This is a genomic window from Xanthomonas protegens, from assembly GCF_038442435.1.
GTDB lineage: Bacteria > Pseudomonadota > Gammaproteobacteria > Xanthomonadales > Xanthomonadaceae > Xanthomonas_A > Xanthomonas_A sontii.
The window spans coordinates 1-17888 of record NZ_JAQJCQ010000025.1 but is presented as its reverse complement, the minus strand read 5'-3'; the positions used below and the strand labels follow the sequence as shown (position 1 = coordinate 17888).

Sequence of the window (17888 nt, the reverse complement as noted above, 5' to 3'; positions counted from 1 at the left end):
AAGGTCTCCGGAAAATGGGGCGGGTCAGGCGGCGTGGGCCAGGGTAGGCGCCGCCTGCTTCGGGGAAGGTGAGGGCAGCGCGTGCAGCGGTGCGGCGCCGAACCAGTGCAGGGTGTCGGCCAGCGCGGCCACTTCGCCGAGGATCAGCAGGGCCGGCGCATGCACCGCATGTGCGCGGGCGGTGTCGGGCAGGTCGGCGAGGGTGCCGCGCACCACCCGCTGCTCGGCGCGCGAGCCGTTCTCCACCAGCGCGAACGGCGTGCTGGCGGCGCGGCCGGCGGCGAGCAGGTGCGTGCGCACCGTGTCCAGGCCGGCCACGCCCATGTACACCGCGAGGGTCTGCCGCTCCTGTGCCAGTGCGGTCCAGTCCAGGGTGTCCAGCGAGGCCTTGCAGTGCGCGGTGACCAGGCGCAGCGATTGCGCGTGGTCGCGATGGGTCAGCGGGATGCCGGCATAGGCGGCACAGGCCAGCGCCGCGGTGATGCCGGGTACCACCGCATAGGCCACGCCGTGCGCGCGCAGGTATTCCAGTTCCTCGCCGCCGCGACCGAACACGAACGGGTCGCCGCCTTTCAGCCGCACCACCCGGCGTCCGCGCCGCGCGTGTTCCAGCAGCAGGGCGTGGATCTGCTCCTGGGCGACGCTGTGGCCGTCGGCCGACTTGCCAACGGCGATGCGCTCGGTGCCGGCCGGCACAAGTTGCAGGATCGCAGCGCTGACCAGGCGGTCGTGCAGGACCACGTCGGCCTGGCGCAGGGCGTGCAGCGCGTTGCCGGTGAGCAGGCCGGGATCGCCGGGCCCGGCGCCGACCAGGGTCACGCTGCCTGGGCGCAGCGGCAGCGCCTGCTGTGCGGCGGTCTCGGCGGCATCGGCCGCGGATGCCGGCTCGGCCGGCACGGTTTGCGCCAGCACCCGTCGCGCGGCCGCGGCCTGCAGCGCCTGGCGGTTGGCCGTGGCGTCCTCGCTCGCGGCGATCAGGTACCAGACGCTGTCCAGCCAGGCGCTGTCGAAGGCGCCGTGCAGCCAGGCCAGCCGTCCCTGCGCGGCCAGCGCATGCAAGCCCGGGGTCAGGGTCGGCGCGGCCACCCGTGGCAGGGCGCCGGCGGCGAGCAGTGCCTGCAGCTGTCGCTCGGCGGCCGCGCCGCCGCCGATCACCAGCACGGCCCGGTCGCGCAGGTCCGGATACAGGGCAATCGGGGCAGGGCTCACAGGGACGGCTCGCAACACGAGGCAGAAGGGAGCGACGACCGTAGCGCCGGCTCATAGCCCCAGGAAATGACTTCATGCCCAAGGCAGATAGCTTTCGGTTATAAGGTGAAAGGCCGAATTCCACTACAGTCGAGCGTCCCGCCTGGCGGCGCCTCGCCCTCGTCCCGATGACGCTGACCCAACTCCGCTACCTCGTCGCCATTGCCGATGCCGATCTGAACATCACCCTGGCGGCGGCGCGCGTGCATGCCACCCAGCCGGGGCTGTCCAAGCAGCTCAAGCAACTGGAGGACGAACTGGGCTTCCTGTTGTTCGTGCGCAAGGGCCGCAGCCTGGAAACGGTGACCCCGGCCGGGCGCGAGGTGATCGAGCGCGCGCGCGCGGTGCTGGCCGAGGCCAACAACATCCGCACCTACGCCGCCAATCAGCGCCGCGAGAGCCAGGGCCAGCTGACCCTCACCACCACCCACACCCAGGCGCGCTTCGTGCTGCCGCCGGCAGTGGCGCAGATCAAGCAGGCCTATCCGCAGGTCAGCGTGCACCTGCAGCAGGCCGCCGAGAGCGCGGCGCTGGACCTGCTCAGCCAGGGCGACGCCGACATCGCCATCGTCAGCACCGCCGGCACCGCGCCGGCCGCGGGCATCGCCGTGCCGCTGTACCGCTGGCGGCGGCTGGTGCTGGTGCCACGCGGGCATGCGCTGGACGTGCCCAAGCGGGTGCCGGACATGGCCGCGTTGGCGGCACAGCCGCTGATCAGCTACGAATCCTCGACTCGTGCCGGCTCCTCGCTGCAGCGCGCCTTCGGCCGGCTCGGGCTGGAGCCGCGGATCGCGTTGACCGCGCTGGATGCGGACCTGATCAAGACCTATGTGCGCACCGGACTCGGCGTGGGCCTGCTGGCGGAGATGGCGGTGAGCGCCAACGACACCGACCTGCGCGCGTGGCCGGCGCCGCCAGAGATTCCCGACTGCATCGCCTGGGCGGTGCTGCCGCGCGACCGGGTGCTGCGCGACTACGCGCTGGAGCTGGTGCACGTGCTGGCGCCGCAGATCGACACCCGCGACCTGCGCCGGGTGATGGAAGGCAACCAGCAGCCGGACTGGCCGGCGCCGCCGAGCTGGGAAGCGCTGACCCAGACCATTACCAGTTGAAGCCGGGATTGGGGAATCGGGATTGGGGAATGGCGGTGAAGCTGGGATTGGGGAATGGGGAATGGGGAATGGGGAATGGGGAATGGGGATTGGGGAGTCGCGACAGCGGCGTCCTGTGCGTGATGCGTCGATTGGCTTTAGACGGATTTCCGAGCAGAAGATGTGCGGGCCACGGTACCGTGGCCTGTCGCTGAAATGCCGGAATGGCGACCACGCGGTGGCGCGGCTGCCTGCCGCGCGCGTTGCCGCGGCCGCGGCCGCCCCCTATCATGCGGCCCGCACTGCCGCCCGGCAGACCGCGACCCTGGATGTGCCGGCGGCTGTCGGCACCGCGCCGCCGCTGTGCGGCCGTCGCCCAGGGCGCGTCGACTTTCCCAACGCAAGGACGCCCGATGCATCCTGTTCTCCAGCACAACCTGTTCTTCGTCAAGGAACAGGTCGGCATGTTCAAGGCCGCCAACAACTACGACGTGTTCGATCCGCACAGCAACCGCAAGCTGCTGGAATGCCGCGAGCCGAACCTGGGCGTGTTCACCAAGATCTTCCGGTTCACCGACTACAAGCGCATGACCCCGTTCCAGGTGGAAGTGCGTACTCCGGACGGGCAGAAGGTGCTGACGGTCAAGCGCGGCTTTTCGCTGTTCCTGTCCAGGGTCGAGGTGCTGGACGAGCGCGATCGACTGGTCGGTTCCTTCAGCCAGAAGTTCTTCTCCATCGGCGGCAAGTTCGACGTGCTCGATGCCCAGGGCGCACCGGTGTGCACCCTGCGCGGCAAGTGGACCAGCTGGGATTTCCGCTTCGTGCAGGGCGAGCGCGAACTTGCGCAGGTCTCGAAGAAGTGGGCCGGGCTGGGCAAGGAACTGTTCACCAGCGCCGACAACTACATGCTGTCGATCGCCGAGAGCCTGCCGGCCGAGGATCCGCGGCGGATCCTGATCATGGCGGCGGTGCTGTGCATCGATATGGTGTTGAAGGAGTGACGGTTGAAGAGCCGGGAATCGGGAGTCGGGATTGGGGAATCGTGGTGAAGCCGGGAATCGGGAGTCGGGATTGGGGAGTCGCAAAAGCGGGATTTCCGCAGCGGCCGCGTCCCGGCTTGTCCGACTGAGCGGAGCCGTTGTGGGAGGGACTTCAGTCCCGACTGCAGGCTGCCGGAAGAACCCGGTGCTTCGCCGGTTGCTGCCGAGGCCTGACCCAGTGCGCGGTTGCCCGTAGGAGCGGCTTCAGCCGCGACGTGCATTCCCTGAAACGCGTCGCTTCCGCTGGCGCATAGCGCGCTCCGCCGCCGCTGACCCACCCTTCTCCCTTCGGGAGAAGGTGCCCCGAAGGGGCGGATGAGGGTACGGGCGCCAGCGCAAGTACATCTGCGCTAGCGTGGCTCGGGCATCAGGCGTCCGCTGCCGCCGGCAGCAGCACGGTGAAGCGGCTGCCGTGGCCCGGCTGGCTGCGCACTTCCACCGTGCAGCCCAGGGTCTCGGCGGCGCGGCGCACGATCCACAGGCCCAGGCCGAGGCCGTCGCTGCGCGGGTCGGCCTGGTGAAAGGCCTGGAACAGCGTGCGCAGGCCGTCTTCGTCCATGCCGATGCCGCGGTCGATGATCTCCACCGCCACCTGGTCGCCGCGGCGGCGGCAGCCGATCAGCACCTTGCCCTGCGCGGTGTACTTGACCGCGTTGCCGAGCAGGTTGCCCAGCAAGGTGGACAGCAGGGCCGCGCTGCTGCGCACGCGCAAGGACGTCGGCACGCTGCGCAACTGCACGCCCTTGGCTGCGGCCTGTGGCTGCCAGGTGGCCAGGATCGGCGCCAGCACGTCGGCCAGGGCCAGGGTCTGCAGCGCCGGCAGGCGCAGCTCGCCGGCGGCGGCGTTGGTGGCGAGCTGGTCGAGTCCGCTGGCGACCTGGTTCAGGGCGGTGCGTGCGGTCTCCAGCGAACCATCCTGCGCTGCGTCTTGCTGGCGCTGCAGCTTGCTCAACGCATAGGACGCGGTGCGCAGCGGGGTCTTCAGGTCGTGGCCGGCGATGGCCATCAGGCGACTGCGGTAATGGTTGGATTCCTGCGCCAGGTGCAGCGCCTTGCGCAGTTCCAGTTGGCCCATCGCCTGCCGCGCCAGCGCGCGCAGCGCTTCGATCTGCTCGTAGCTGAGCTGGCGCGGGCGCCGGTCCAGCACGCAGACGGTGCCCAGGGCCAGGCCGTCGGAGGTCTTCAGCAGCGCGCCGGCGTAGAAGTGCAGGCGCATGTCGCCGGTGACCAGCGGGTTGCAGGCGAAGCGCGGGTCCTCGCGGGTATCCGGCACCAGCAGCAGGTCGTCCTCGAGCAGGGCGTGCGCGCACAGCGAGGTCGCCAGCGGCGTTTCGCGCGTGCCCAGCCCGATTTCGCTCTTGAACCACTGGCGCTCGCTGTCGATCAGGTTGACCACCGCGATCGGCGCCTGGCAGATCAGCCCGGCCAGCCGGGTGATGTCGTCGAACGCCGGCTCCCGCGGGGTGTCCAGGATCGCGTAGCTGTGCAAGGCGTCCAGCCGCAGCGCTTCGTTGCGGGGCTTGGCCGCGCAGTAGACCGGGTCGGCGGCGGGTTCGACGGTGGACATGCGGCGCGACTCGGTCAGGAAGGCGCGCAGTTTATGGTAACTGTCACGGTTTTTGCCGACGCGGCGTTCACGCGGCGCTCGCGTGGGCTGCACCCGCGCTTAGCGAACCAGAAGATGGCCATCGCGGCCGGCGGTTCAGCCGACCCAGCGGCCCTGCGCGTCGACCAGCGGCGTGCCGTCCTCCTTGGCGAAGGCGCCGCGCTGCGGCGACGGCAAGATCTCCAGCACCGTCTCCGACGGCCGGCACAGGCGCGTGCCCAGCGGGCTGACCACGATCGGCCGGTTGAGCAGGATCGGGTGCTGCAGCATGGCATCCAGCAGCACGCCATCGTCCAGCGTCGGGTCGTCCAGCCCCAACTCGGCATAGGGCGTGCCCTTCTGCCGCATCAGGTCGCGCAGCGGCAGCCCGCTGGCCGCCGCCAGCGCCCGCAGGGTGGCGCGGTCCGGCGGCGTCTTCAAATACTCGATCACGGTCGGCTCAACGCCGCTGTTGCGGATCAGTCCGAGCACATTGCGCGAAGTGCCGCAGGCGGGGTTGTGGTAGATCGTGATCGTGGACATGGGCGGCTCGCTGAGTGGGACGGAACAAAGGCGGCCGTGCCGGAATCCTCCACGCGGCCGCGGCCGCATGGTGCCGCAATCGGGGCGCCATGCAAGCGCCGCGCTCGCCGGACACTGCGGTGCGCGGCGCCCTTGATGGTCGCCGCCGTGCCGCAAAGTCAGCCCGTCGCCGGTCTGCAGAGAGCGCAAGGTCCGGCCAGGCAACGGACGGATCACCTTGCCGGGCGCCTGGCCGGCGGCAGGACGATGGCGATGCGGCAGTGGTCAGGGAAATAGCGGCCGCTGGGGCTTCTGGCTACCGACCGAGGACGCTGCCCGTCCACGACGTGCATGCGTCACTTCGCCGCACACGGTATCGCACGCGCTTCAATGGCCAGCGCACCCTCTAGAATGCGCCGATGGTCCGTCTCCGCCAGCTGCCGTCGTGTTGGGCCGCGCTCGCCGCGCTGGCGCTCGGCCTGCTGCTGCTGGCGCCGCCGATCAGCCAGTGGCGGCAGGCGCAGGCCGAGGCGGCGGCATTGCAGGACCAGGCGCTGTGCACCAGCGGCGGCTTGCGCCTGGCGGCGCTGGCAGGTGCCGTCTCGGCGGCGCATGGCGGCCACCACGACGATGCCGGCCTGGCGCACGCGCCGGCCTGCGATTACTGCCTGCTTGCCGCGCGGCTGCTGCCTTGGGTGGCGCTGTTGCTGGCCTTGCTGCCCTGGCGTTGCCCGCTGGTGCCGGTGGCGGCGCGGCACAGCCTTGTCGTCACGGCCACCGCACGCCGCGCACACCCGCCGCGCGGGCCACCGCTGCTCTCCTGATCCACGGGTTGTTGTTTCCGTGCCGCGGCGCCGCTGCGGCACGCCCTCGTGCCGATGGAGTTTTCGCCATGTTCCGTTTTCCTGCCATGCCACCGGTGGTGGCGTGCTGTTGTGTGTGTCTCGTCGCGGCCGCGCCCGCCCATGCCGCCGATGCGCCGCCCGGCGCCGCCGGCGATTCCGTGCTGACCCTGGGCAAGGTCCAGGCCGTCTCGCCGCTCGCCGCCGGATCCAGCGCGCGCAGCGTGTTCAGTTCCGTCGACATCCTCGGCGGCGACCTGCTGCAGGACCAGCATGTGGACTACAGCTGGGAGCTGCTGATGCGCGCGCCCGGCGTGCAGGTGACCCAGTTCAAGATGGGCACCGACGCCGGGCGCTTCTCCTTCCGCGGCTTCAACGGCGAAGGCCGGGTCAATGCGGTCAAGCTGCTGATCGACGGCGTGCCCAGCAACGACAATGCCGGCGCCATGCCGTACCTGGATGCGGTGTTCCCGCTGGACATCGCCGCGATCGAGATCGTGCGCGGCACCAACGACCCGCGCTACGGCCTGGATGCGATCGCCGGCAGCGTCGACGTGCTGACCCGCAGCGGCGGCAACGACGGCCGCGCCAGCGTCACCGTCGGCAGCTTCGGCACCCGCGAGGTGCAGGCGACGCAGGGCATCGAGCGCGGCGCCTGGAGCCAGAACTACTTCGCCGCCTGGCGCGACAGCGACGGCTACCGCGACCACGCCGACGCGCGCAAGCACGCGTTCGCCGGCAAGTGGTTCTACACCGATCCGGACGGGCGCTGGCGTGCCGGACTCAGCGCGCGCGATTACCGCAACACGGCGCTGGAGGCGGGGTATCTGGACTATGCCACCGCGCAGCGCGCGCCACGCAGTTCGCCCGACTACGCGCGCGACGACCGCAGCCAGCGCCACACCACGCAGGTGTCGCTGCACCTGGATGCGCGCCTGGCCGAGACCGTGCAGGGCAGCGCCAAGGCGTACTGGAACCGCTACGACAACCAGCGCTGGGTGCGCTTCACCGCGGCCGGCGCGCAGCAGGAACGCGACACCGACGAGCGCCAGCGCGGCGTGCTGGGCAGGCTCAGCTGGCGCCCGGCGCTGGCCCGTGCCGACGCCTTCGCGCTGGAGGGCGGGGTCGATGCGCAGTGGCAGGACAACCTCTCGCAGCGTTATCGCACGGTGGCCCGCGTGCGCACCGTGCCGTTGCGCGACTGGGACTTCGATCTGCATACCGAAGGCGCCTACGTGCAGGCGGTGCTGCGCCCGACCGCGCGCCTGCAGCTGGTGCCGGGCTATCGGGTGGATCGCGTCGGCGGGCAGTTCCGCGACGTCGCCAGCGGCGCGCGCTATCCGACCTACGCCTACGGCACGATCCGCCAACCCAAGTTCAGCGCGGTGTACGCGTTGACCGCGCAGGCCAGTCTGTACGCCAACATCGGCCGCACCTTCCAGATCGGCAGCGGCAACGGCGCCTACCGCACCCAGGCGCGCAACCTGGCACCGTCCTACAACGACGGCTGGGAGAGCGGCCTGAAGTTCGCCGGTGCGCAGCAGCGCTGGGACGCACGCGTGGCCTACTGGGAGCAGCGCGCGTCCGACGAAGTGGCCACGATCCTGGGCGTGAACGGCAGCGTCGGCACCGGCGAGGTCGGCAACGTCGGCAAGACCTTGCGCCGCGGCTGGGATGCGCAACTGAACCTGCGTCCGGACGAGCGCTGGACGCTGTGGCTGGCGTATTCGCGGCAGCGCGCGGTCATCGTCACTCCCGACCCGAGCGCGCCGGCCACCCGCGGCAAGGAAATCGAGAACGTGCCGCACTACCTGGCCAACGCCGGCATCGACTGGCAGGCCACGCCGCGGCTGACGCTGTCGGCCTGGGGCAACGCACAGGGCGATTACTACGTGGAACGCAGCAACACCCTGGGCCGCTACGGCGGCTACGCACTGGCCAATCTCGGCGCGACCTGGCGCTGGCGTGCGCAGCGCGAGGTATCGCTGCAACTGAAGAACCTGACCGACCGGCACTACGTCTACGCCTGGTACGACAGCGGCTCCTCCGGTTACTCGCCCGGCGACGGCCGCGCGCTGTACGCCACGCTGAGCTGGGGCTGGTGATGGCGACGCACTCTCCCGCGTCCGCTGTGGCGCCGGCACGCTTCTACCGCGCCGTGTGGCGCTGGCATTTCTATGCCGGCCTGCTGGTGCTGCCGCTGCTGGTCTGGCTGGCGCTGACCGGTGCGGCCTTCGTCTACCAGCAGCCGATCGACGGCTACTTCCATCGTGCCCTGAAGACCGTGCCGGTGCCCGACCACGCGCAGACACTGGCACCGCAGCGGCTGCTGGACGCGGCGCTGGCCGCGCAACCGGGGCAGGCACTGCGCTACACCACGCCGCTGCGGCGCGATGCCTCGGCGGAAGTGACCATCGCCACCGCCGATGGCCGCCGCGCGGTCGTGTACGTGGATCCGTACCGGGCGCGGGTGCTGGGGCAGTTGCCCGAGCACGGCACCGTGGCCTGGACGATCCGCCGCCTGCATAGCCTCGACTATGTCGGCTGGTTCGCCAACGCGCTGATCGAAGTGGCGGCCGGCTGGGCGATCCTGCTGGTGTTCACCGGCGTGTACCTGTGGTGGCCGCGCGGGCGCCGCGGCGGGGTGACCACGGTGCGTGGGCGGCCGGCGCAGCGGCTTTTCTGGCGCGATCTGCATGCGCTCACCGGCAGCGTGGTCGGGGTGTTGCTGCTATTCCTGGCGCTGACCGGGATGCCGTGGTCGTGGTTCTGGGGCGCGCAGGTCAACCGTCTGGCCAATGGCCATCACTACGGCTATCCGTCCGGGCTGCGGGTGGACCTGCCGATGTCCACGCAGCGGCTGAGCGACAGCGAGGTGCCGGCGTGGTCGCTACGCCAGGCGCGCCTGCCGCAGTCGTCGCCGCCGGCCGTGGACCCACACGCGGCGCACGGCGCGCATGGCGGACACGAGGAGCATGGCGAACACGGCGGCATGGCCGACATGCCGGACGCCATGCCGGCGGCGGGCGCGATCGGCCTGGATGCGGCGGTGGCGCGGTTCCAGGCGCGCGGCATCGCGCCGGGCTACAGCGTGGCGCTGCCGCGCGGCGTGAGGGGGGTCTATACCGCCTCGGTGTATCCGCCGGTCCTGGCCCAGCAACGGGTGATCCACCTGGACCAGTACAGCGGCCAGGCGCTGCTGGACATGCGCTACGCCGACTACGGCGCGCTGGCCAAGACGCTGGAGTGGGGCATCAATGTGCACCTTGGCCAGGAGTACGGTGCGCTCAACCAGCTCGTGCTGATCGTGGCCTGCCTGGGCATCGTGCTGCTGTGCGTGAGCGCGGCGGTGATGTGGTGGAAGCGGCGCCCGCAGGGCGGGCTCGGGGTGCCGCCGTTGCCGGCCGACCGGCGCACGCTGCGTGGCGTGGTCGCATTGCTGGTGCTGGGCGGGATGCTGTTTCCGCTGGTGGGTCTGTCCTTGCTGCTGATGCTGGCGCTGGACTGGGTGTTGGTGTTGCGGCGGGAGCCCGCGGTGATGGCTTAAGACGCCGATGTAGCAGCCCACTGTGCGTCTGCGGCGATAAGCGAAGTCATCGGCGCATCCAGCCTGGCTGCAGTCGGGACTGAAGTCCCTCCCACAAGGAGGAACCAGCGGTCAGCGCTGTCGTCAGGGCTTGCACAGAAGACACGCGGCTGCCCTTGTAGGAGCGGCTTCAGCCGCGAACGGGCGTACCCATGAGCGCCCGGTCGCGGCTGAAGCCGCTCCTACGGAGAAGACTACGGTGTGGTCGGTAACGTCCTTCGCGGCTGAAACCGCTCCTGCGAAGGCAGAAAAAAGCCCGAACGTGTGCTAGCGCGCCTCACAGATCCTCGTGGATCCCGCACTCGCGCTTGAGGCCGAAGAAGCGGGTGTCTTCCTCGCGCATGCCCGGTTCCCAGCGGCGGGTCGTGTGGAAATCGCCGATGGAGACGTAGCCCTGCTCCCATAGCGGGTGATACGGCAGGTCGTGCTGCTGCATGTATTGCCACAGGTCGCGATCGCTCCAGTCGGCGATCGGGTTGATCTTGTAACGCTCGCCGCGCTTCTGCACGAACGGGGTCTGCGCGCGGCTGTCGGACTGACTGCGGCGCAGGCCGGTGAACCAGGTGCCGACCTTCAGTTCGTCCAGGGCGCGGCGCATCGGCTCGACCTTGCGCAGGTTGTTGTATTGCTCGATGCCGACCATGCCCTGTTCCCACAGGCGGCCGTGGCGCGCTTCCATCCAGGCGCGGCTGACCAGCGGACGGTAGATCTTGAGGTTGAGCTTGAGCCGGTCGGTCAGCGCGTCGGCGAAACGGTAGGTCTCGGCGAACAGGTAGCCGGTGTCGATCAGGATCACCGGGATGTCCGGGCGCTGCCGGGTCAGCAGGTGCAGGGTGGCTGCCGATTGCGCGCCGAAGCTGGACGACAGCGCCGCTTCGGCCGGGCCGTGCTGCAGCGCCCAGGCCACCCGCTCCGGCGCGGACAGCGTCGCCAGCAGCGTATTGGCGGCATCGAGATCCAGGGCCGGCACCGGTGCGTTGGCGGAGGCGTCTTGGGAGGCGGCGGGCAGAGCGCTCATGCGTGCAGTTCCGACGGAATCAGGTGACGGTGGGTGGGATAGGCGGGCAAGGCGACCACGCCGGTGCGGTGCAGGAAATCGCCGAAGCGCTCGTCCTCATGCCGCTCGTCGGCATAGCGCGCGAACAGCGGTTCCAGCGCGGCGAGGATCTCCGGCTCGGCGATGTTCTCGCGGTAGAGGGTGTTGAGGCGCTGGCCGCGGTGGTCGCCGCCGAGCATCAGGTTGTAGCGGCCCGGTGCCTTGCCGACCAGGGCGATCTCGGCCAGGTACGGCCGCGAGCAGCCGTTCGGGCAGCCGGAGAGGCGCAGCAGGATCGGTGCGTCTTCCAGACCGTGTCGCGCCAGCAGCGGTTGCAGCTGCGCGGCGAAGGCCGGCAGATAGCGCTCGGCCTCGGCCATCGCCAGGCCGCAGGTGGGCAGGGCCACGCAGGCCATCGCCGCGCGCGCCAGGGCAGTGGGCGCACGGTTGCCGGCGTCCAGCGCATGCGCGCGCACCAGCGCGTCGATCGCCTCGCGTTGCGCCGCGGGAACGCCGGCGATCACCAGGTTCTGGTTCGCGGTCATGCGGAAGTGCGCGCCGTCGCCGGCGTCGCGCAGCAGCGCGGCGATCGCGCGCAGGCCGCTCAGGTGCTGCACGCCGTCGGCATGGTCTGCGATGCGCCCGGCCGGCAGCGACAGGGTCAGGTGCCAGCGGCCGTCCTCGCCGGCCTGCCAGCCGGCGCGGTCGCCGTTGTGCTCGAAGACGAAGTCGCGCGTGGCCTGCAGGCGCACGCCGGCGCGGCGTTCGATCTCCGCCAGCACCGTGTCCAGGCCGTGGTCGTCGATGGTGTACTTGAAGCGCGCGCGCTTGCGCACCGTGCGGTTGCCCAGGTCGCGCTGGGTGGTCACCACCGCGGTGGCGACGTCGAGCAGGTGCGCGCGGTCGATGAAGCCGACCACGTTGGCCACACGCGGGTAGGTCTCCGCATCGCCATGGCTGGCGCCCATGCCGCCGCCGAGGCTGACGTTGTAGCCGGCCAGCGTGCCGTCGGCGTCGAGCACGCCGATGAAGCCCAGGTCGTTGGCGAACACGTCGACGTCGTTGACCGGCGGCAGCGCGAAGCCGATCTTGAACTTGCGCGGCAGGTAGGCGTTGCCGTAGATCGGCTCGTCCTCCTGGCCGCTGCCGGCGACCTGCTCCTCGTCCAGCCAGATCTCGTAGTAGGCGCGGGTGTTGGGCAGCAGGTGTTCGGACACGCGCGCGGCGTCGGCGTAGAGCGTGGCATGCGCCTGCGAGGCCAGCGGATTGGCGGCGACCTGCACATTGCGGTTGACGTCGCCGCAGGCGGCCAGGGTGTCGATCAGCGCGGCGTTGATCGCCTGCATGGTCGCCTTCAGCTCGCGCTTGATCACCCCGTGGAACTGGAACGCCTGGCGCGTGGTGACGCGCAGCGAGTGGTTGCCGTAGGTGGTGGCGATGGCATCGAGCTTGAGCCACTGCGCCGGATCGACCACCCCGCCCGGGGTGCGCGTGCGGATCATGAACTGGTAGGCCGGCTCCAGCTTCTGCCGGCGCCGCTCCTCGCGCAGATCGCGGTCGTCCTGCTGGTAGCTGCCGTGATACTTGATCAGCGTCTGATCGTCCTCGCGCAGCGCCCCGGTGACCGGATCGGCCAGGCTCTGCAGCAGCGAGCCGCGCAAGCGCTGGCTGTGGTGCTTGATGTCTTCGACGGAGTGGGACATTGAGGGGCCGGGATTGGGGAGTGGGGATTCGGGATTGGAAAGCGGTCGGCGGTGCGGCGACCGGTCAGCACCTTCGACAGTTCTCAGTGCCGGGATAGCGGCTCTTGCGAATCCCCAATCCCGACTCCCCAATCCCCGCCTCAATAGACATCACGCGCATATCGCCCCTCCCGCTGCAGTTGGCTGAGGTAGGCGGCGGCGTCCTCGGGGCTGTGGGCGCCGTGTTCGGCGACGAGCTCCAGCAGGGTGGCGTGCACGTCCTTGCCCATGGCGATGGCGCCGCACACGTACAGGTGCGCGCCGTTCTGCAGCCAGTCGTAGACGGCGCGGCCGTGTTCGCGCAGGCGCTGCTGCACGTAGATCTTGGAAGGAGCGGTGTTCCCGCGCAGCGGTTGCACGTCGCGCGAGAACGCCAGGTCCAGCCGGTGCAGTTCGCCGCTGCGCAGTGCCTGTTGCCATTCGGCCTGGTAGAGGAAGTCGCGGTTGAAGTGGCGGGCGCCGAAGAACAGCCAGTTGCGGCCGCTGGCGCCGCTTTCGGCGCGCTCCTGCACGAAGCCGCGGAACGGCGCCACGCCGGTGCCGGGGCCGATCATCAGGATGTCGCGGCTGCCGTCGGCCGGCACCCGGAAGCGTTCGTTGGGTTCGATGTACACCGGCGCGCTGTCGCCTTCGGCCAGGGCGGCCAGATAGCCGCTGGCGGCACCGCCGTGGGCATGGCCATGGGCGTCGTAGGCCAGCACGTCGACGGTGAGGTGGGCCTCGTCGCCGACCCGCTTGCGGCTGGAGGCGATCGAGTACAGGCGCGGGACCATCGGACGCAACGCCTGCAGCAGCGCGGCGTGGTCCCAATCCGCCGGCCAGCGACGCAGCACGTCGATCACTTGGTGATCGGCGAGCAGCGCCGCCAGGCCGGCGGTCTGGGTGGGGTCGAGCAGCTCGGCCAGCGCGGTCGCGCCGGCGCGTTCGGCGACCGCGCTGAGCAACGGGCGCGAGGCCCGGGTCAGTTCGCGGTGGCCGCTGAGCCACTCGTGCAGGGACAGTGTCTGCCCATCGGCGGTGAGTTCGACGTGACCGTCCAGTCGCGTCGCGGTCAACACCGCCTCGACCAGCGCAGGCGGGTTGCGATGGCGCACGCCCAGGGCATCGCCGGGTTCGTAGTGCAGGCCGCTGCCGGCCAGCGACAGCTCCAGGTGCCGCACGTCCTTGTCGGCCGGGCCGTGCGCGGCGTAGCGCGGTCCCTTGAAGTCGCGGCCGCTGATCGGCTGGTTGGCCAGCACCTCGGCGGCGAACGGCTGGGTGCGGCTCCACGGCGCGGCCACAGCGCCGCGCAGCGGCGTCACCGTGGCCGACGGCGTCGCCGGCGTGCGACCGAGGATGTCGCGTGCCTGCGCCAGCGCCTGCGCGCGCCACGGTGCCGCCACCGCCTCGATCTCCAGGTCGGCCTCGCCCAGCGGCAGCAGGCGTTGCGCGCCGAGTTCGGCCAGGCGCGCGTCCAGGCGCCGGGCGATGCCGCAGAAATCGGCGTAGCTGGAATCGCCCAGGCCGAGCACGGCGTACTGCAGCTGCGGCAGCTTTGGCGCGCGCCGGCTCTGCAGGAACTCGACGAAGCCGATCGCATCGTCCGGCGGGTCGCCCTCGCCCTGGGTGCTGATGACCACGTACAGCAGGCGTTCGTTGCCCAGTTCGCGCGTGGGGTAGGCATCGGCGCGCAGCAGGCGCACCGCCAGCCCGGCGGCTTCGGCCTCGGCGGCCACCTGTTCGGCGGCGCGGCGCGCGTTGCCGGTCTGGCTGCCGTAGACGATGCTCAACTGCGGCGCCGGCGAGGGTGCCGCGGCGGCGCCGGCGACTACGGCCAGCGCCGGCGTTGCGGGGCCCTGTGCCTGGGCCAGGCCGGCGGCGTAGCCGGACAGCCACCACAGGCCGGCCGCGTCCAGGCCCTCCACGGTCCGCGCCAGCAGTGCCTTGCGCTCCTCGGGCAAGGGGCTGGGCGGCAACGCGGGCGAGGCGGCGGTCATGGCCGGTCCGGGGGTTGGGAAGGGATGACCGATGTTAGGGAAGCGTTGCGCGGTGCAGAAAGGAACAGGGGTTATCGGCTCATGCCCGGGGCTTATTTCTGCCGGGCGGCCGGCGCGACGCACACTGCCGCCCCGACTGCCACGACCGCTGCTACGCTTCGGTCCGGTCTCCCACTGCCTGCCGCCGCCGTCTCGATGAGTGCGTTCCCCCTGTCCCACCTCGACCGCCTAGAGGCCGAGAGCATCCACATCCTGCGCGAGGTCGCTGCCGAGTTCCGCAACCCGGTGCTGCTGTATTCGGTCGGCAAGGACAGCTCGGTATTGCTGCACCTGCTGCTCAAGGCGTTCGCGCCGGCGCCGCCGCCGATCCCGCTGCTGCACGTGGACACGCGCTGGAAGTTCCGCGAGATGATCGCCTTCCGCGACCGCCGTGCTGCCGAGACCGGCGTGGAGCTGCGCGTGCACATCAATCCCGATGGCGTCGCCCAGGACGTTGGCCCGTTCAGCCACGGCGCCAGCGTGCACACCGACGTGATGAAGACCCAGGCGCTGAAGCAGGCGCTGGACCTGTGGAAGTTCGATGCCGCCATCGGCGGCGCGCGCCGCGACGAGGAGAAGGCGCGGGCCAAGGAGCGCGTGTTCTCGTTCCGCAACGCGCACCACCGCTGGGATCCCAAGCAGCAGCGTCCGGAGCTGTGGAATCTGTACAACCCGCGCATCCATCCCGGCGAGAGCGTGCGCGTGTTCCCGCTGTCCAACTGGACCGAATTGGATATCTGGCTGTACATCTACCGCGAAGCGATTCCGGTGGTGCCGCTGTACTTCGCCGCCGAACGCCCAGTGGTGGAGCGCGATGGCGCGCTGATCATGGTCGACGACGCGCGCCTGCCGCTGCGTCCCGGCGAAACCCCGCAGCTGCGCCGCGTGCGCTTCCGCACCCTCGGCTGCTACCCGTTGACCGGCGCGATCGAGTCGCAGGCCGACACCCTGGAGAAGATCATCGCCGAGATGCTGCAGGCCACCACCTCCGAACGCCAGGGCCGGATCATCGACCAGGATCCGGGTGCGTCGATGGAGCAGAAGAAGGTGGAGGGCTATTTTTGATGAGCCGGGATTCGGGATTGGGGATTGGGATTCGCAAGAGCGCAGTCCGGCGACGGATGCGGTATCGGGAGGGGACGCCGTGACGACTCCCCAATCCCCAATCCCCAATCCCGTAGGCGGCGACGCAGTCGGCGCCTACCTGCAACAGCACGAACACAAGCCGCTGCTGCGCTTCATCACCTGCGGCAGCGTCGACGACGGCAAGAGCACGTTGATCGGACGCTTGCTGTACGACAGCAAGCGGCTGTTCGACGACCAACTGGCTGCGCTCGGTGCCGACAGCAAGCGTCACGGCACCCGCGGCGGAGCCATCGACTATGCGCTGCTGCTGGATGGCCTGGCCGCCGAGCGCGAGCAGGGCATCACCATCGACGTGGCCTACCGCTATTTCGATACCGACCGGCGCAAGTTCATCGTTGCCGATTGCCCGGGGCACGCGCAGTACACCCGCAACATGGCCACGGGTGCCTCCACCGCAGACGTGGCGGTGGTGCTGGTCGACGCCGCCAAGGGCGTGCTGACTCAGACCCGCCGGCACAGCTACATCGTCGCGCTGCTGGGCATCCGCCACGTGGTGCTGGCGGTCAACAAGATGGACCTGGTCTGCTTCGCGCAGGAGACGTTCGAGACGATCGCCGCCGAGTACCGTGCGCTCGCGGCGCAGTTGGGCATCGCCGACGTGCAGTGCATCCCGCTGTCGGCGCTGGAGGGCGACAACCTGTCGCAGCGTTCGGTGCGCATGCCCTGGTATGCCGGCCCGGCGCTGCTCGAACACCTGGAAGGCGTGCAGTTGGGTGCGCGCGGCGGCGACGGCGGCCTGCGCCTGCCGGTGCAGTGGGTCAACCGCCCGCACGCGCAGTTCCGTGGCTTTGCTGGCACCGTGGCCGCCGGCGCGGTGCAGCCCGGCGATGCGGTGGTGGTGCTGCCGTCGGCGCGGCGCGCGCAGGTGGCGCAGGTGCTGATCGGCGCCGAACCAGTGCCGCGCGCGGTGGCCGGGCAGGCGGTGACCCTGACCCTGACCGAGGAGATCGACGTCAGCCGTGGCGATGTGATTGCCGCTGCCGGCGATCCGCCGGAGGTGGCCGACCAGTTCGCCGCGCACGTGCTGTGGATGGACGATGCCGCGCTGCTGCCGGGTCGCCCGTACTGGCTGAAGATCGGCGCGCGCACCGTGGCCGCCAGCGTCACCGAGATCAAGCACCGCATCGACGTCAACACGCAGGAGCGGCTGGCGGCCAAGCGCCTGGAACTCAACGAGGTCGGCTACTGCAACCTGGCGCTGGACCAGCCCATCGCCTTCGCCCCTTACGCGCAGGATCGCGCGCTCGGCGGCTTCATCCTGATCGACCGTCACAGCAACGCCACCGTCGCCGCCGGGACCCTGGATTTCGCGCTGCGCCGCGCCGGCAACGTGCACTGGCAGCACTTGGACGTGGACAAGGCCGCGCGCGCGCGGATCAAGGGGCAGACACCGAAGGTGCTGTGGTTCACCGGCCTGTCCGGCGCCGGCAAGTCGACCATCGCCAACCTGGTCGACAAGCGCCTGCACGCGTTGGGCTACCACACCTTCATCCTCGATGGCGACAACGTGCGCCACGGGCTCAACCGCGATCTCGGCTTCACCGACGAGGACCGCGTGGAGAACATCCGCCGCGTCGCCGAGGTGGCCAGGCTGATGACCGATGCCGGCCTGATCGTGCTGGTCAGCTTCATCTCGCCGTTCCGCGCCGAGCGGCAACTGGCGCGCGAGCGTTTCGGCGAGGGCGAATTCCTCGAGGTGTTCGTCGACGTGCCGCTGCCGGTGGCCGAGGCGCGCGACGTCAAGGGCCTGTACGCCAAGGCACGCGCCGGCCAGATTCCCAACTTCACCGGCATCGACTCGCCGTACGAGGCGCCGGAGCGGCCGGAACTGCACCTGCACGCCGATGGCGACAACGCCGAAGCGCTTGCCGCGCAGGTGCTGGCGGCGCTGGGGTTGCAGGACTGATGCGGGAGTGGGGCGTCGCCGTTAGCGTGCCGGTGTCGATCATGTCGCCGTGTGCCAGTAGCGCCCTTTGTAGGAGCGGCTTCAGCCGCGACCGGGCTTTCCCGGTAAAGCCCGGTCGCGGCTGAAGCC

General features: G+C 70.4%; 13 protein-coding genes. 7 read left to right on the top strand and 6 right to left on the bottom strand.

Going from position 1 to position 17888, the window contains the following annotated elements; genetic code table 11:
- Positions 1 to 24: 24 nt before the first annotated feature.
- The gene (gene cobA, locus PIQ37_RS20005; RefSeq protein WP_342074812.1) at positions 25 to 1209 is read right to left on the bottom strand and encodes a uroporphyrinogen-III C-methyltransferase; all 1185 of its coding nucleotides are present in this window, start codon (positions 1207 to 1209) and stop codon (positions 25 to 27) included.
- Positions 1210 to 1376: 167 nt separating this feature from the next.
- On the opposite strand from cobA, the gene PIQ37_RS20000 reads away from it, so the two are divergent.
- A complete protein-coding gene (locus PIQ37_RS20000) occupies positions 1377 to 2360 on the top strand; it encodes a LysR family transcriptional regulator (RefSeq protein ID WP_342074811.1) in 984 nt (327 codons plus the stop codon).
- Positions 2361 to 2752: 392 nt separating this feature from the next.
- On the top strand, positions 2753 to 3340 hold the full coding sequence (locus PIQ37_RS19995) for an LURP-one-related/scramblase family protein (protein WP_267120323.1): 588 nt from the start codon (positions 2753 to 2755) through the stop codon (positions 3338 to 3340).
- 406 nt (positions 3341 to 3746) lie between these two features.
- On the opposite strand, the gene PIQ37_RS19990 is transcribed toward PIQ37_RS19995, so the two are convergent.
- Positions 3747 to 4946: a GAF domain-containing sensor histidine kinase gene (locus tag PIQ37_RS19990; protein ID WP_342074810.1), complete on the bottom strand. Its 1200-nt coding sequence runs from the start codon at positions 4944 to 4946 to the stop codon at positions 3747 to 3749.
- A 135-nt stretch (positions 4947 to 5081) separates the two neighbouring features.
- Entirely contained in the window at positions 5082 to 5507 is a 426-nt protein-coding gene (gene arsC, locus PIQ37_RS19985) for an arsenate reductase (glutaredoxin) (RefSeq protein WP_342074809.1), read from the bottom strand.
- A 398-nt stretch (positions 5508 to 5905) separates the two neighbouring features.
- Between arsC and PIQ37_RS19980 the strand changes: the two genes are divergently transcribed.
- The 3 genes from PIQ37_RS19980 to PIQ37_RS19970 all read left to right on the top strand — a co-directional run bounded on the left by PIQ37_RS19980 (position 5906) and on the right by PIQ37_RS19970 (position 9875).
- Entirely contained in the window at positions 5906 to 6310 is a 405-nt protein-coding gene (locus PIQ37_RS19980) for a DUF2946 family protein (protein ID WP_342074808.1), read from the top strand.
- A 68-nt stretch (positions 6311 to 6378) separates the two neighbouring features.
- A complete protein-coding gene (locus tag PIQ37_RS19975; protein WP_342074807.1) occupies positions 6379 to 8433 on the top strand; it encodes a TonB-dependent receptor in 2055 nt (684 codons plus the stop codon).
- Entirely contained in the window at positions 8433 to 9875 is a 1443-nt protein-coding gene (locus PIQ37_RS19970) for a PepSY-associated TM helix domain-containing protein (RefSeq protein ID WP_342074806.1), read from the top strand. The genes PIQ37_RS19975 and PIQ37_RS19970 overlap by 1 nt, the downstream gene beginning before the upstream one ends.
- A gap of 316 nt (positions 9876 to 10191) precedes the next feature.
- Here PIQ37_RS19970 and PIQ37_RS19965 read toward each other — a convergent pair whose 3' ends face one another.
- The 3 genes from PIQ37_RS19965 to PIQ37_RS19955 all read right to left on the bottom strand — a co-directional run bounded on the left by PIQ37_RS19965 (position 10192) and on the right by PIQ37_RS19955 (position 14668).
- Positions 10192 to 10932 carry a phosphoadenylyl-sulfate reductase gene (locus PIQ37_RS19965; RefSeq protein WP_342074805.1) on the bottom strand — a complete coding sequence of 247 codons (741 nt, stop codon included), beginning with the start codon at positions 10930 to 10932 and terminating at the stop codon, positions 10192 to 10194.
- Positions 10929 to 12653, bottom strand: coding sequence for an assimilatory sulfite reductase (NADPH) hemoprotein subunit (cysI, locus tag PIQ37_RS19960; protein ID WP_342074804.1), 1725 nt, complete (start codon positions 12651 to 12653; stop codon positions 10929 to 10931). Before cysI ends, PIQ37_RS19965 begins: the two co-directional genes overlap by 4 nt.
- Positions 12654 to 12793: 140 nt before the next feature.
- Positions 12794 to 14668, bottom strand: coding sequence for an assimilatory sulfite reductase (NADPH) flavoprotein subunit (locus PIQ37_RS19955; RefSeq protein WP_342074803.1), 1875 nt, complete (start codon positions 14666 to 14668; stop codon positions 12794 to 12796).
- 195 nt (positions 14669 to 14863) lie between these two features.
- Between PIQ37_RS19955 and cysD the strand changes: the two genes are divergently transcribed.
- The gene (gene cysD, locus PIQ37_RS19950; RefSeq protein ID WP_017910600.1) at positions 14864 to 15772 is read left to right on the top strand and encodes a sulfate adenylyltransferase subunit CysD; all 909 of its coding nucleotides are present in this window, start codon (positions 14864 to 14866) and stop codon (positions 15770 to 15772) included.
- A 79-nt stretch (positions 15773 to 15851) separates the two neighbouring features.
- The gene (cysN, locus tag PIQ37_RS19945; protein ID WP_342074802.1) at positions 15852 to 17759 is read left to right on the top strand and encodes a sulfate adenylyltransferase subunit CysN; all 1908 of its coding nucleotides are present in this window, start codon (positions 15852 to 15854) and stop codon (positions 17757 to 17759) included.
- The last annotated feature ends 129 nt before the right edge of the window (positions 17760 to 17888 follow it).